This is a genomic window from Moritella sp. Urea-trap-13 (genome assembly GCF_002836355.1).
Classification (GTDB): domain Bacteria; phylum Pseudomonadota; class Gammaproteobacteria; order Enterobacterales; family Moritellaceae; genus Moritella.
In genome coordinates, this window is record NZ_PJCA01000001.1 from 319,434 (window position 1) to 334,026 (window position 14,593).

A 14,593-nucleotide genomic window follows, 5' to 3' on the forward strand; every position below is an offset into this window, starting at 1 on the left:
TAATGGAAGATAATAACGAATACGCCAACGCCCCAAAGAACTACTATGTACCAGCCAGTAGTGCTTGGCCTTTAGTCGGTGCTATCGCACTTTTTATCATTGCCATTGGCGCAGCAACGACAGTACAAATGATCGGTAAGGAAGGCAGCAATACCGGTATACCGATTTTATTTGTGGGTATCGCGGTGTTATTATTCATGCTGTTTAGTTGGTTTCGTAATGTCGTTAGCGAATCAATGAAAGGGCTCTACAATGAACAGCTCGATCGTTCATTTAGAATGGGTATGTTGTGGTTTATCTTTTCTGAAGTGATGTTTTTCGTGGCGTTATTCGGGGTATTATTTTACCTGCGTAACTTATCTATTCCTTGGCTCGGTGGTGAAGGTAATAATACCATGACCCATGCGGTAATTTGGTCTGAATTTATCCCAACATGGCCATTAACAATTACCCCAGATGGCAGAGAAACACAAGCCATGCCTTGGTATGGGTTACCATTAATTAATACCGTGATTTTGATTAGCTCATCAGTAACGCTACACTTTGCTCATCATAACCTGATTGCCAAACATCGTGCCAAGTTAGTCACTTGGTTAGCGATTACTGTGGCACTTGGTATTACCTTCTTATTTTTCCAAGCTGAAGAGTACATACACGCTTATCAAGTATTATCATTGCGCTTTGATTCTGGCGTCTATGGCAATACTTTTTATATGCTCACTGGTTTTCATGGTATGCACGTTACATTGGGCGTGATCATGTTAACTGTGATGCTATTGCGGGTCATCAACGGTCACTTTACCCCAGGTAAACACTTTGCCTTTGAAGCCGCCGCTTGGTACTGGCATTTTGTGGATGTGGTGTGGATCATTTTGTTTATCTTTGTCTACATTGTTTAGTGACAATGCTGATTTTAACAGTAACAAGTCTAACTTAAACAGTCGCTCTCACTATTACTCTGACCTTACCATATAGGATGACTTCGATACCAAATAATCTAAAATTAACAATAGGCTTGCTTGGTATCGTCTTTTCACATCAATTGCTACTAGCGCTTTGACTTCACCAGCATTAATCTTTAGAATCTGCGGAAATTAGCGATGGAGAAATCAAATGGAAACTTTAACGATCACCCGCCCAGATGACTGGCACCTGCACCTTCGAGATGGTGATGTTTTAAAACATACTGTTGCGGACATTAGCCGTTACATGGGGCGCGCAATAATTATGCCGAACCTAGTACCACCAGTAACGAATGCTGCGATCGCCCAAGAATACCGCCAACGTATCTTAGCTAACGTACCCGCTGATTCTTCATTTAGTCCATTAATGACTATCTATCTTACCGATCAAACCACTGCTGAAGATATCCGCGCAGCAAAAGCAAGCGGTATCGTTTATGCAGCAAAGCTTTACCCAGCCGGCGCAACGACAAATTCATCATCAGGTGTAACTTCAATTAAAAATGTTTACCCTGCGCTACAAGCATTACAAGATGCGGGTATGCCACTGTTATTACACGGTGAAGTGACAGATGCAGATATCGATATTTTTGATCGTGAAAAAGTATATCTAGATACAGTGCTAAAACCTGTTATTGCTGATTTCCCCAATTTAAAAATTGTGCTTGAACACATCACTACTGCAGATGCAGTTGAGTTTGTGAATAATGCTAGCGACAATATCGCTGCCACAATCACAGCGCATCACTTATTATTCAACCGTAACCACATGTTAGTGGGCGGCATCAAGCCACACTACTACTGCTTACCAATCTTGAAACGTAATACCCATCAAGCAACACTGGTTCAAGCGGCAACAAGCGGTAGCAATAAGTTCTTCTTGGGTACTGATTCAGCGCCACACGCAGATGATAAAAAAGAGTCGGCTTGTGGTTGTGCTGGTGCTTACACATCACATGCTGCAATTGAGCTCTATGCAGAAGTATTTGAGCAACAGAATGCCCTTGATAAGCTAGAAGCATTCGCCAGCTTCAACGGCCCTGATTTTTATAACTTACCACGCAACACTGACACTATCACGTTAGAAAAGTCTGCATGGCAAGTACCAACAACGCTACCGTTTGGTGACGCGAAGATGGTACCAATCAGAACTGGCGAGACCATCGCTTGGCAAGTAAAATAACACTTCTTTAGACATGTGTTGCTATCCCAGCACTCTGTGCTGGGATATTCCTCTGTAAGCGACTCATAAAATTAACCTTTCTGTTGTTCTTCACCCACTTTATTAAAACAACTCTATGCTTAATTGCACGCTGCTATTGATCGAGAGTAAATATGCAAACTCATGTTGATACCATACCTAAGCCAGAGCCTAAATACCCTAAACGCTTAATCGGGTTCGTGCTCTTTAGCCTACTTGCCGTCGGTATTTGTATGAAATTGGGGTTGTGGCAACTTGCACGAGCACAAGAAAAACAAGCGCTATTAGATATCGACCAAGCCGTCATCACCACACTAACCCAAGTAACAGCCCAAAACCTGCATCATCAAGTGTCGTTGCAAGGCTATTTTGACAACCAACAGCCAATATTACTCGACAATCAGATTAATAATAAACGTATCGGTTATCATCTATATCTGCCTTTTCACAGCGATAAACAAACCATATTGGTGAACCTAGGCTGGATAGCGGCCTCTCCATCACGACAAGTATTGCCAGTAATACCGACATTCACCAGTAACTATCATTTAACCGGCACATTAAGCGCACCACAAGGTTCACCTTGGTTACTCGGTGATAATATCTATGCTGGTGAAAATAATATTTTGGTGATACAGCGTACAACTATTTCACAACTGCAGAGCTACCTAGATACCCCACTGAAACCATTATTATTACAGCTTGAAAATAATTCCCCTGTTGGCTTTAGTAAAACGTGGCAGATCACCGTCATGCCACCTGCAAAACATACCGCCTATGCCGTGCAATGGTTTGCCTTAGCGTTTGCATTGACCCTGTGCAGTGGCTACTGGATAAAGAAATACCAAGTAACTAACAAGCTAAATACCTAAATACCTAAATACCTAAATACCTAAATACCTAAATACCTAAATACCTAAATACCTAAATACCTAAATAATGAACAATAATACGCAAGATAAGGATTAGTCATGCAAAAAAAACCTTTATTTATCATGCTCGGTTTATTCGTCGCGCCGATCTTAGTCGCAAAATTGGTGTTGGTTAATGACTGGTACCAAGGCGCTAAAACCAATACTGGCGAATTAATCACGCCGCCTTTAACGCTCGCATCCGCACCGCAAGCCTGGTTACTGCTCTACAACCCCAATACCGACTGCAACGCGGTTTGCCAAGAGAGTATATGGCAGATCCAACAAGTGCATACACTACTCGCTTCCGAAGGCCGTCGCGTGCAGCGCTACCTCACTGTGCCTCCAGCATTTGAATCAGAGAACATAGATACCCAAGCGCTCACAAAATTACAATTAAGCGCGGTTAATCAGCAGCAATTAATCTCGGATACACTATATTTAGTTGATCCATTAGGAAATATTTTCATGCGTTATCAGTTCCCTGCAGATAAAGCAGCGGCATTGAAAGTATCAGCGGGTTTATTAAAGGATTTAAAGCGCTTACTTAAAATATCAAAAATAGGGTAAGCACAGCAATAAACAAGGATTGTCTATGTCAAAACTGCTCAACCTGACGATATTATTAGCTTTTTTCGTCATTATTCTTGGTGCTTATACGCGCTTAACCGATGCCGGACTCGGCTGCCCTGACTGGCCTGGTTGCTATGGGTTTAATGCTGTACCAACCAATGCTCAAGATATCGCCTCCGCGCAACTCGCTTATCCCAACCAACCTTTACAGCCAGAAAAAGCCTGGAATGAAATGATCCACCGCTATATTGCCGGGCTGTTAGGCTTACTTATCCTCATTATTTTCATCGTCAGTGGTAAGCAAAGGCAGCAGCTGCGATTAGCGACAGCACTCACGCTACTGGTTTTATTTCAAGCCGCATTAGGCATGTGGACGGTCACCATGAATTTACAGCCCATCATTGTCATGGGCCATTTACTGGGGGGCTTTAGTATTTTATCCCTACTGGTATTATTTCGATTACGGTTATCTCGACCTGCAATGCCGCCGAATCTATTAACCCAACCGTTAAATGATCTCAGGCACAGTGAGCGTATATTGCCCATCCATAGACAACGATTAGTCCGCGTTCAATTATATTGCGTTATTGCGTTGCCAGTCGTCATTATTCAAATTGCCCTAGGCGGTTGGACAAGCTCAAACTACGCCGCCATAGTCTGCACTGAATTACCGATTTGTAATGGCGACTGGTTAAGCCGTTTTAATCTCAATGATGTATTTAGTCTCAGTCCAGTGGCTGACACCTACCAGTATGGGGTGCGTGATACCATCGCCAGAATGAACATCCATATCACCCATCGTATCTGGGCTGGAGTGACGATCGTTTATCTGCTGCTTACTGCCTACCAATTACTCAAGCATCAACCCGAAAGAAAAATACGTTTTGTTGCCATAACCCTGCTTGTCATTCTTTGCTTACAAGTCAGTTTAGGTATCGCCAATGTTTTATTCCTGCTACCGCTGGGTATCGCAGTGGCGCACAACCTAGTCGCGGCGATCTTACTGATAACCTTAGTCACCCTACTTTGGTTCAACCAACAGCAACTGCAAGAGGTGTCATGAATACGCAATCCATCAAATTAACGCTTACCCCCAACTGGCGCGCCTACTATCAACTAACCAAACCTAAGGTTGTGGCGCTGTTACTGCTCACAGCATTAGTCGGTATGGTGCTAGCCCTTCCTACTTTACCCTCACTGAGTTTATTAGTACCAGCATTAGTGGGTATTGGACTATTGTCTGCAGCAGCAGCAGCCTACAACCATATTCTCGACCAACGTATTGATGCCATCATGACCCGAACCCATCAGCGGCCATTAGTGCAAAATACCATTAGCACGGCAAAAGCATTGGTCTTTGCCACGGGCATGGCAATAATCGGCATGGCGACACTATTTGTCTTTGTTAACGCATTAACGGCTTGGTTAACCTTTGCCAGTTTGATTGGTTATGCAGTGATTTATACCATGTACTTGAAACGAGCAACACCACAAAATATTGCCATCGGTGGACTTGCAGGCGCAACACCTCCACTGCTTGGTTGGACGGCAATGACCGGCGAGGTCACAGGACAAGCGTTACTGCTAGTAATGATTATTTTCATCTGGACGCCACCTCACTTTTGGGCGCTAGCTATCCATAGAGAAAAAGAATATGCCAAAGCTAAGATCCCGATGTTACCAGTGACACATGGTGCGGAATATACTAAAACCCTGATACTGCTGTACACGCTACTGCTATTACCTGTCACTTGGTTACCTTGGCTGACGCAACTCAGTGGCTTACTCTATTTTGCTGGTTCAACAATCTTAGGGCTGAGCTTTATTTATTACGCTTATCGCTTAAAATTCAAACCCACCAGAAAAACCGCCTTCCAAACATTTAAATTCTCGATCATACATTTAATGGTGTTATTTATATTGTTGTTAGTCGATCACTGGATTATTCACTATTAGCAAGCAATTAGCATTCCAGCCTAAACTATTAATTATTAAAGGTAATCTTCATATATAAATAAATGCGTTAAATACACGCGTTTATTACCTCGGTAATTAAAAGTTCTCTGCCAAATAAAATAAACAAAGCTTTACACTGCATTTTTTAAACATAATGAATTGTTATATGGGATCAACCTCTAAATAACAGTGTTGCCTACTATATTGACAGTTGTTTTTTCGAATTAAATCGCTATTATAGCGTCATAAAATTTGAGAGATTAAAAAAAAGTTTAATCCCCCATTATTCTGCCTAACAAGAAACTGTTAGAGCGCTAATTATTTAAGCTTATATAACTTAAGCATCTGCTGAGGAATTACTATGATCAGTGTATTCGATATCTACAAAGTTGGTATTGGTCCATCAAGTTCTCATACTGTTGGTCCAATGAAAGCTGCCAAGCAATTTATCGACGACCTACGAGCGACAGGGAAGATCCGCGAAGTCACTCAAATCACAGTGGATGTGCATGGTTCATTATCGTTGACTGGTAAAGGTCACCACACTGATATTGCTATCTTAATGGGTTTAGCAGGTAATTCACCTGAAACTGTTGATATCGATGCAATACCAGAGTTTATTCACCGTGTTGAACAAACACGTCGTTTACCAATCGGTCTACACTGTCATACTGTTGATTTTCCCCCTTCAGCGATGAACTTTATTGATGAGCCTCTTGCACTACATGAAAATGGTTTGAAAATTCATGCTTATATCGATGGTGAAGTTTCATTTACAAAAACATATTACTCTACTGGTGGTGGTTTCATCGTTGACGAAGAAAACTTCGGTCTAACACAAGGTGAAACAGCTGACGTTAAATACCCATTTAACAGCGCAGCAAAACTGGTTGAACACTGTCAAGATAACGCTTTATCTATCAGTGCACTAATGGCTGAGAATGAAAAATCATTCCGCACAGAGCAAGAAACACATCACCAGTTTTCAATTATCTGGACAACGATGTCGGCCGCAATTGAACGTGGTTCTAAGACTGAAGGTTTATTAGCGGGACCATTACGCGTACCGCGTCGTGCAGCAGCACTTAAACGCCAGCTAGAAGCAAGCGATGGTTTTAACACAGATCCAATGAACATCATTGACTGGGTTAATATGTTTGCACTTGCAGTGAGTGAAGAAAATGCAGCCGGTGGCCGTGTTGTAACAGCACCAACAAATGGCGCTGCGGGTATCATCCCAGCCGTGTTAGCTTACTACGACAAGTTTATCCGTCCATTAACGCGTGATGAATATACTAAATTCTACCTCGCATCTGGCGCTATTGGTATTCTATACAAAACTAACGCATCTATCTCGGGCGCGGAAGTAGGCTGTCAAGGCGAAGTAGGCGTATCATGCTCTATGGCTGCGGCAGGTCTTGCTGAACTGATGGGTGCAAGCGCATCACAAGTTTGTCAAGCAGCTGAGATCGGCATGGAACATAACTTAGGTCTAACTTGCGACCCTGTTGGTGGCCAAGTGCAAGTACCTTGTATCGAACGTAACGCGATTGCAGCAGTAAAAGCAATCAATGCTTCACGTATGGCAATGCGCCGTACAAGTGAGCCTTGTGTGTCGTTAGATAAAGTTATCGAAACAATGTACGAGACTGGTAAAGACATGAATGCTAAATACCGTGAAACATCACAGGGTGGTTTAGCAATTAAAGTACTGAATGTTGGCGATATCAAAAAAGCCCACACTTGTACTTAATCTGTCTCACCTAAATAACTAATATTATTTAGGAACAGAACGAATAAAAGCCAGAATGTGTTCGTCACTATTCTGGCTTTTTTATATCCCTCACAACATGCTCTTTCAGTACCTCATAACAGGTATTACCCTGCCCTCATCCCTTTGATTACTGATTTATTTCAATGCGTAGAAACGCCTGAGAACAAGCCTCATACTTTTAGGTGTAAATAGCAGTGAATAGCCTTGGCCCTAATGACTTTACCGCTTAATTACTCTCTACTTCCCATTAGGTCACTTATTCTATTTTATCGCACGACGTAACCAGTTGTCCGCTATGCCAACATTAGGGAAATATTCATGAAAGCGCTCACTCTACCCGATATGGGATTCCTGTATTGCGAAACGGTATCTCGCCCAAACCATGTAGCAGCAATGCAAATTTTTGATATTCCAAATAACTATCAAGGCGATTATGGTGAAGATCTGTATCAACAACTAATGGCATGTACGCAAATAGAAAAGCCGTTTAATTACACATTACATACCGCTTACTCGGGGATGATGCACTGGCAAGAAGACCATAACGTTGATCTGGGTTATCACGTTCGTCGAATTCGCTTACCTCAGCCAGGTACGCGGGAACAACTCATTGAATACATTGAGCACTCCCACTCTAACCTGATGGACCGTAGTCGCCCACTATGGGAAATGCACTTAATTTCAGGGCTAGCCAATAATCAATTTTCCATCTATTTAAAATTGCACCATGCCTTTACTGACGGTGTCAAAGCCAACCGTATTATCCTTAGTTATTTATCCCCACAAGCTGATGGCGCACTGCAAGCATTTTGGAGCCAAACAGGTTTTGAGAGTAAGCAGCCTGATACAGAAATAAAAACCAGTTTAGTCGATAAATTAAAACAGAATGGGGCTATATTAACCAAGCAAGTACGGGCAATACCATCGATTATTGGACTTGGTTCTAAGCTGTTATTACAAGGCGCTAAGGTCTATAAAGCCAATATCCCGACCCCGTTTACAGCACCCAAAACGCCATTTTCAGTAAGCCCAAAACGAGCGCGCCGAGCAGCAACGAGCCTGTTACCACTCGCACGAGTAAAGAACATAGGCAAAATAGCTGGCACAACGGTAAATGATGTCGTGGTGTGTATTTGTGATATAGCCTTACAACGTTATTTGGCGGATATAAACTTTCAGCTTAAGCAACCACTTACCGCACAAATTCCAGTAAGCCTACGCGATCCCAACGACACTACATCGAATAACCGTATTGCCATTACGATGGTGGAGTTGGCCCATAGCGACGCTTCACCACTAACCCGTCTGATGGCCATTAAAGACGCTTGTGACAAATTAAAACAACAAGCTCGGTTATTATCCGATGAAGCATTAACCAGCTATACACTCGCAAGCCAAGGTCTGGCGGTGATCAGTGAATTACTCAATCTTGACACGGTATTACCACCCGTCGGTAATGTGCTTATCTCAAATGTCCCGGGCCCACGTAAACCTATGTATATGATGGGGGCAAAAATGCAGGAATGCTTCCCGTTATCAGCATTGCCACCGGGGATGTCACTGAATATCACCTTGTACAGTTATATGGAACATCTCAATGTGGGGTTAATTGCCTGTCGGACAAACCTACCCGAACTGACAAAGATATCGACTTACATCGAAGATGCATTTACCGAATTAGAACAGGTAGTAATGACCAGTGCGATCGATATTGTCAGTGAACAAATCGCCCGACTGGGTGACGATGATGCGTTATCACATAGTTTGCATGAATTGATTGGTGTCATTAACGATAATGCTTGTTCAACTGTCGCACGAGATACAACAACTACAACATTAACACCCCAAAAAGCCGACTCGGCCACCCAGAAAGACAATCAGAAAGGTAGTAAACAGATTAAAGATAATAAAAGGCAGGCTGAAAAAACGCTCGGCTAAACACAGAAAATTAGCCGAGTCATACTATCTCGTTACCTTGTTGGTAGCGAGATCTCTTTAAACATGTCATCAATCTCTTCTGCTGTTTTTAGCATAATCGCTTTATCAACAACATCTCGCGTCAAATGCGGAGCAAAACGTTCCATGAAATCATACATGTAAGTACGCAAGAAGGTACCTTTACGGAAACCAATTTTAGTTGTGCTCGAGGTAAATAAATGACTTGCATCGATACGCACTAAATCATCATCAGTTGCATCATCAAACGCCATTGTGGCTAACACACCCACACCGATACCAAGTTTCACGTAAGTTTTAATCACGTCAGCATCTGTTGCCGTAAACACAATTTTAGGCTCTAGCCCAGCTGCATCAAACGCACAATCTAATTCTGAACGGCCAGTAAAACCAAATACGTAGGTAACCAGTGCATATTTTGCGATATCTTCAACCGTGATTTTACCCACTTTAGTCAGTGGATGACCTGGTTTTACGATAATAGAACGATTCCAGTGGTAACAAGGTAGCATCACTAAGTCACTGTACAAATGCAATGCTTCAGTGGCAATAGCAAAATCAGCCGTGCCCTTAGAAACCGAATCACTGATCTGTGCCGGCGTACCTTGATGCATGTTTAATGACACATCCGGGTAACGTTCAATAAAACCTTTAATCACTTTCGGCAGTGCATAACGTGCTTGGGTATGCGTTGTCGAAATATTTAATGTGCCTTTCGAAGGATGGGTATGCTGACTCGCCACCGCTTTAATGCTTTCAACCTTGCCTAGAATATCAGCAGCAATACGAATAATATCTTTACCAGCAGGCGTCACTTTAGTGAGGTGTTTACCGCTACGTTCGAATATTTGTACACCAAGTTCATCTTCTAGCATACGCACTTGCTTACTGATGCCAGGCTGCGAAGTATAAAGACTTTCTGCTGTCGCAGACACATTCAAATTGTGATTGAGAACTTCGACTATGTATCTAAATTGCTGTAACTTCATTCGTGATATGCTCTATATTCCAAATAATTAATTCTATTCTAACAAAACCAGAGCAGAATACTGTTATTTCTTGCTAATAAGATATGCTATGGATAATTACTTTTATGCTAGTTAAAGATATGATAACACCATTAGACGATAACATTAAACCAACTAAAGACACAGTCGATTATGCGCTGATCCTGACATCGGCGGTGCACGATATGAAAAACTCATTATGCTTGTTATTGCAATCGATCGAGTCTATGTCTGCGGATATGCACACCGTGCCAGATAAGGATAAACAGGCCGCTAAGCTGGCCGATTTACACTATGAAGTATTGCGTCTTAATAGCAGTTTGGTCCAAGTGTTATCGCTTTATCGAGATGAAAAAGATCAGCTACCAATAAACATTGCTGAATGTTTTATTGCTGATTACTTCACTGAGTTTTGTATTAAAAATCAATTGTACAGCGAAAGTAACAACATCGATATTAACATTAACATTGATCCAGACCTAGCTTGGTACTGCGATCACAATTTGATTAGTTACTTATTATCCGACGTCTTTATCAATGCGCTGCGCTATAGCAAAGGCAAGATCCTCGTGACGGCGAACCTGGTTAATAAACAATTGGTCATTGAGATTGCCGACAACGGTGACGGCTACCCAGAAAGCATGTTACAGGCGCAGCACAACTCAATGGCGGAGCTCAGCAGCAAACAAGGGCGTACTGGATTAGGGTTATATTTTGCGAGATTAATTGCTAACGCACATGTAGTCAAAGCAAAATCAGGGTTTATCTCACTGAGAAATGGCGGCAAACTTGGCGGTGGTATCTTTACCTTAACACTACCTTAACTAAGGTATTTATAGTAATATCTTAGTACCGCAGCAAACTTAGGTTTATTATACAATGAAGCTCACATTTATGGTCATCGCGATTGCTGTGCTATTATTTTTAGTGATCGGCTATAATATCGTCCTGCAATACAAGCGTAAGGCTGAAACTGAAAAGCGTCAACTGATCATCAAGCACAAACAAGTCATTCAAGAAACTGAAGAATTGCTGCTGAACGCCACCTCATTACCGTATAGTAAAGTACTAACGCTAGTACTAAACAGTCGTATGCATGACTCACTTTCCGCGACATTACAAATAGATCCAAGTTTACCGCAAGTACGTCAACGCTTAGCCAATGTCAAAGCGCAAATGGCACAACTAAGAGAAGCACCAGGACAAAGCGAAGAAAAAATGTTTCGCTCTCCGAATACCGATCGTGAAGCGATTGTATTACTACAACAAATCAAAAAAATTCGTGCGGTATTACGTGCAGAGCATGCAAAAAGTAAATTGAATACGCAAACGTTTGTGATTGAAGATCGTAAACTTGAATTAATGCAGCTTAATGTCAATATCGATAATTTATTGAAACGAGCCTATGAATCGCGCGCTTCGCGTCAATTTGGTTCTTGCAAGCAGTTGTTACGTAAAGGTATCGATACACTCAATAGTATTAATGATAAAAATGAAATACTTGTCACTAAACAGCAAACCTTGGTTTCGTTGCTAAATGAAGTCAATGAACAACTTACCCAAGCCTCTTCAGATGATTTGAAAGATCGCCAAGAAAAAGAAGATGAAAAGAACGAACTAGACTTACTGTTTCAACCAAAACAGAAATGGTAAAGAGCTAAACTTAAACATCCAGTATAGAACTCGTTGTGACTGCTACATCAGCTTTAGCACTCACAACGTGGTAACGATAACAATAAACTACTTACCCTTCACACGATCATATTCAGCACGACGTTCTATTGAGCCAAACTCTGCCGCTAAATCTAATCCTAACAGCTCTCTTCTAAGCATATCTAACGCCACATATAACGCCACAGTACGGATGCCTTGACGCCCCCAGCGTGGGATAAATAACAGCTGACTGTAGGTATGGGTTTTACTTGCCAGTGCAAAAGCAACCGTGCCCACTGGTTTTTCGTCACTACCGCCACCAGGACCAGCAATACCTGACACCGCAATACCAAAGTCGACACCCGCATTGAGCATGGCACCTGCAGCCATTTCTGCAGCAACTTCGATTGATACCGCGCCATGCTTATCTAACGTAGTTTTATTAACATTAACTAAGCGACACTTGGCTTCGTTACTGTAAGTAACATGGCTCGAATCAAGATAACCAGAGCTCCCTGCTACGGAAATTAATTCACTAGCGATCAAGCCACCTGTACATGACTCGGCAAGCGACAAAGTATGGCCTTTTCCCAGCATTAATCCTTGTAAATATTCGGCAAAAGATTCATCGCCTTCATACAGGACAAACTTCGCTAACGCAGCAAGTACTTTGACTCTCGCCAGCTTTAAATCGACAGTATCTGTCGAGAGTAATTTCACTTCTACCATCGGAAAATCAACCCGAAAGCCCAAGGTGATAGTCTCAGGTAAATTTAATGCCAAAAGCTGTTCATTCAACACCGCTTCAGAAATACCAAAGGTTTTAATTTTAATTAAAGTCGGCACTCGAACCGCAGTAAATCGCTGTTGAATATCCGGTAATATTTGCTCTGCGACCATGTGCTTGAACTCACTCGGTACGCCGGGGGTAAAATAAAAGCGCGCGCGATTCAGCTGGAAACTAAAACCACAAGCGGTGCCGACAGGATTATCCACAACTTCACTACCCTGTGGTAGCCAAGCTTGTTTTTCATTACTCTGCGACAGAGTACTACTCGACTGGGCATATTTAGCCACTAAATAATCGTACCAAGCTTGCGATAATACTAATGGCACAGCCATGGCTTTCGCTGCAGCTTGCGCACTTAAATCATCAGATGTTGGCCCTAAACCACCATTGACGATCACCACATCAGCACGATGGCTGGTTTCAGTAATAATATCAATGAGCGACTCAAGATCATCTGCCACAGTATAGCGACGGCTGAACGCACGACCTTGGTGAAAGAAAAGTTGTGATATCCATGCTGCGTTGGTATCAACAATCTGACCTGATAATACTTCATCGCCAGTACTAATAAATTCAATACGCATTAACTGTCCTTATTTGCTCTATCCGTTAATATGAAATAACTCAGAAACGATAATATTCCGCAGCCGCTAATCACCATGATCATAGGTATTGGCGTACCATCATGTAATATACTAACCACTAACCCTGATATAGCACCACAACCAAAACGAATGGTGGCCGATAATGCCGATGCCGTGCCGGATATATGCGGGAACTCAGCTAATACTCCGGTCATCACATTCGAGCCGATAAGACTGATTAACGAGATATAAGCGACTGTTGAAATAACCAGACCGACTAAGCCAAATGTCAGGTTCGCATTAACTAACCAGAATAATACCGACACCACTGCACTAATGATAATGCCCGCACGTAATATCTGTTGATAGCCGAAGCGCATTACAATCTTGGCATTCATCCAAGTAACCGCCATCATACCGAGAATATTACACGCAAATAGATAGCCATAAGTTTGCGCATCTATGCCAAAATACTCAATATACACAAACGGTGATGCGGTTAAAAATGCAAACATACCTGAGACATTAAAGGCGCCACACAGCATCAGCCCCAAGACTTTACGATTGCGTAAAATCAGCCAATAGTTACTGAATACCTGCCTTAAATTAAACGCTACTCGACGTTCTTTCGGTAGCGTTTCTTTAATGCCTAAATAACTCACTAACAAACATATCGACGTCAAGATTGCCAATACCACAAAAATACTCGGCCAGCTAAACCACACCAATAACTGTGCGCCGATTAACGGCGCAACAAGCGGAGCAAGTGTCATTGATAGCACGACATAAGACATCATTTTAGAAAACATCGAACCGGAAAATAGATCGCGTAACAAGGAACTGACAACGACAGATGCAGCGCCACCACCGATGGCTTGTAATAACCGTAACCATTTAAATTGTTCGATAGAATCGCCGTAAACAATACCAATACTGGCAATTAAATAAGTGATGAGTCCACAAATAAGCACGGGTTTACGACCATAGCTGTCCGCTAGTGGGCCATAAAAAAGCTGACCAATGGCAAAGCCTAATAGGTAGGTACTGAGGGTGGTTTGAATAATTTCAATAGAGACATTAAAATCGCTGGCAATGTTAGGCATTGCCGGCAAATACATATCAACAGCAAGCGGGGTTAATGCTGATAATAATGCGAGAAAAGGAATTAAAAAATATGTTTTCATCATAAGCCAAACTATCGGAATAGCTTATGATTATATACTTAA

General features: G+C 42.1%; 13 protein-coding genes. 10 read left to right on the top strand and 3 right to left on the bottom strand.

The annotated features are described in order from the left end of the window. The first annotated feature begins 2 nt into the window (after window positions 1–2). From CXF93_RS01435 to CXF93_RS01470, 8 genes are all read left to right on the top strand, one after another. Window positions 3–899, top strand: coding sequence for a cytochrome c oxidase subunit 3 (locus CXF93_RS01435; RefSeq protein ID WP_101060528.1), 897 nt, complete (start codon window positions 3–5; stop codon window positions 897–899). 214 nt (window positions 900–1,113) lie between these two features. Continuing rightward, window positions 1,114–2,145, top strand: coding sequence for a dihydroorotase (gene pyrC, locus CXF93_RS01440; protein ID WP_101060529.1), 1,032 nt, complete (start codon window positions 1,114–1,116; stop codon window positions 2,143–2,145). 152 nt (window positions 2,146–2,297) lie between these two features. Beyond that, window positions 2,298–3,035, top strand: coding sequence for an SURF1 family protein (locus CXF93_RS01445; protein WP_101060530.1), 738 nt, complete (start codon window positions 2,298–2,300; stop codon window positions 3,033–3,035). A 99-nt stretch (window positions 3,036–3,134) separates the two neighbouring features. Further along, complete coding sequence (locus CXF93_RS01450; protein ID WP_101060531.1) at window positions 3,135–3,644, top strand: hypothetical protein; 510 nt, start codon at window positions 3,135–3,137, stop codon at window positions 3,642–3,644. A 25-nt stretch (window positions 3,645–3,669) separates the two neighbouring features. Further along, window positions 3,670–4,710 carry a heme A synthase gene (locus CXF93_RS01455; protein WP_101060532.1) on the top strand — a complete coding sequence of 347 codons (1,041 nt, stop codon included), beginning with the start codon at window positions 3,670–3,672 and terminating at the stop codon, window positions 4,708–4,710. Then, entirely contained in the window at window positions 4,707–5,603 is an 897-nt protein-coding gene (cyoE, locus tag CXF93_RS01460; protein WP_101060533.1) for a heme o synthase, read from the top strand. The genes CXF93_RS01455 and cyoE overlap by 4 nt, the downstream gene beginning before the upstream one ends. Before the next feature lie 361 nt (window positions 5,604–5,964). After that, window positions 5,965–7,356 carry an L-serine ammonia-lyase gene (locus CXF93_RS01465; RefSeq protein WP_101060534.1) on the top strand — a complete coding sequence of 464 codons (1,392 nt, stop codon included), beginning with the start codon at window positions 5,965–5,967 and terminating at the stop codon, window positions 7,354–7,356. Window positions 7,357–7,695: 339 nt separating this feature from the next. Next, the gene (locus CXF93_RS01470; RefSeq protein ID WP_101060535.1) at window positions 7,696–9,315 is read left to right on the top strand and encodes a wax ester/triacylglycerol synthase family O-acyltransferase; all 1,620 of its coding nucleotides are present in this window, start codon (window positions 7,696–7,698) and stop codon (window positions 9,313–9,315) included. A gap of 32 nt (window positions 9,316–9,347) precedes the next feature. Here the strand turns inward: CXF93_RS01470 and cysB are convergent, their stop codons facing one another. Further along, window positions 9,348–10,322, bottom strand: coding sequence for an HTH-type transcriptional regulator CysB (gene cysB / locus CXF93_RS01475; protein ID WP_101060536.1), 975 nt, complete (start codon window positions 10,320–10,322; stop codon window positions 9,348–9,350). Between the two features lie 104 nt (window positions 10,323–10,426). Here cysB and CXF93_RS01480 point away from each other — a divergent pair, with 104 nt between their 5' ends. Beyond that, window positions 10,427–11,164: a sensor histidine kinase KdpD gene (locus CXF93_RS01480; RefSeq protein ID WP_198551556.1), complete on the top strand. Its 738-nt coding sequence runs from the start codon at window positions 10,427–10,429 to the stop codon at window positions 11,162–11,164. 55 nt (window positions 11,165–11,219) lie between these two features. Then, window positions 11,220–11,993: a DNA repair protein gene (locus tag CXF93_RS01485; RefSeq protein ID WP_101060537.1), complete on the top strand. Its 774-nt coding sequence runs from the start codon at window positions 11,220–11,222 to the stop codon at window positions 11,991–11,993. An 87-nt stretch (window positions 11,994–12,080) separates the two neighbouring features. Here CXF93_RS01485 and CXF93_RS01490 read toward each other — a convergent pair whose 3' ends face one another. Next, window positions 12,081–13,367, bottom strand: coding sequence for a CinA family nicotinamide mononucleotide deamidase-related protein (locus tag CXF93_RS01490; protein WP_101060538.1), 1,287 nt, complete (start codon window positions 13,365–13,367; stop codon window positions 12,081–12,083). Next, on the bottom strand, window positions 13,367–14,554 hold the full coding sequence (locus CXF93_RS01495; RefSeq protein WP_232784055.1) for a Bcr/CflA family multidrug efflux MFS transporter: 1,188 nt from the start codon (window positions 14,552–14,554) through the stop codon (window positions 13,367–13,369). The genes CXF93_RS01490 and CXF93_RS01495 overlap by 1 nt, the downstream gene beginning before the upstream one ends. Between the last annotated feature and the right edge of the window lie 39 nt (window positions 14,555–14,593).

Excerpts from the sequence above, each read along its gene's own strand:
- CXF93_RS01485 (WP_101060537.1), top strand. The coding sequence starts at position 11,220 with ATGAAGCTCACATTTATGGTCATCGCGATTGCTGTGCTATTATTTTTA.
- cyoE (WP_101060533.1), top strand. The coding sequence starts at position 4,707 with ATGAATACGCAATCCATCAAATTAACGCTTACCCCCAACTGGCGCGCC.
- CXF93_RS01445 (WP_101060530.1), top strand. The coding sequence starts at position 2,298 with ATGCAAACTCATGTTGATACCATACCTAAGCCAGAGCCTAAATACCCT.
- CXF93_RS01495 (WP_232784055.1), bottom strand. The coding sequence starts at position 14,554 with ATGATGAAAACATATTTTTTAATTCCTTTTCTCGCATTATTATCAGCA.
- cysB (WP_101060536.1), bottom strand. The coding sequence starts at position 10,322 with ATGAAGTTACAGCAATTTAGATACATAGTCGAAGTTCTCAATCACAAT.
- CXF93_RS01450 (WP_101060531.1), top strand. The coding sequence starts at position 3,135 with ATGCAAAAAAAACCTTTATTTATCATGCTCGGTTTATTCGTCGCGCCG.
- CXF93_RS01435 (WP_101060528.1), top strand. The coding sequence starts at position 3 with ATGGAAGATAATAACGAATACGCCAACGCCCCAAAGAACTACTATGTA.
- CXF93_RS01480 (WP_198551556.1), top strand. The coding sequence starts at position 10,427 with ATGCTAGTTAAAGATATGATAACACCATTAGACGATAACATTAAACCA.
- pyrC (WP_101060529.1), top strand. The coding sequence starts at position 1,114 with ATGGAAACTTTAACGATCACCCGCCCAGATGACTGGCACCTGCACCTT.
- CXF93_RS01470 (WP_101060535.1), top strand. The coding sequence starts at position 7,696 with ATGAAAGCGCTCACTCTACCCGATATGGGATTCCTGTATTGCGAAACG.
- CXF93_RS01455 (WP_101060532.1), top strand. The coding sequence starts at position 3,670 with ATGTCAAAACTGCTCAACCTGACGATATTATTAGCTTTTTTCGTCATT.
- CXF93_RS01465 (WP_101060534.1), top strand. The coding sequence starts at position 5,965 with ATGATCAGTGTATTCGATATCTACAAAGTTGGTATTGGTCCATCAAGT.
- CXF93_RS01490 (WP_101060538.1), bottom strand. The coding sequence starts at position 13,367 with ATGCGTATTGAATTTATTAGTACTGGCGATGAAGTATTATCAGGTCAG.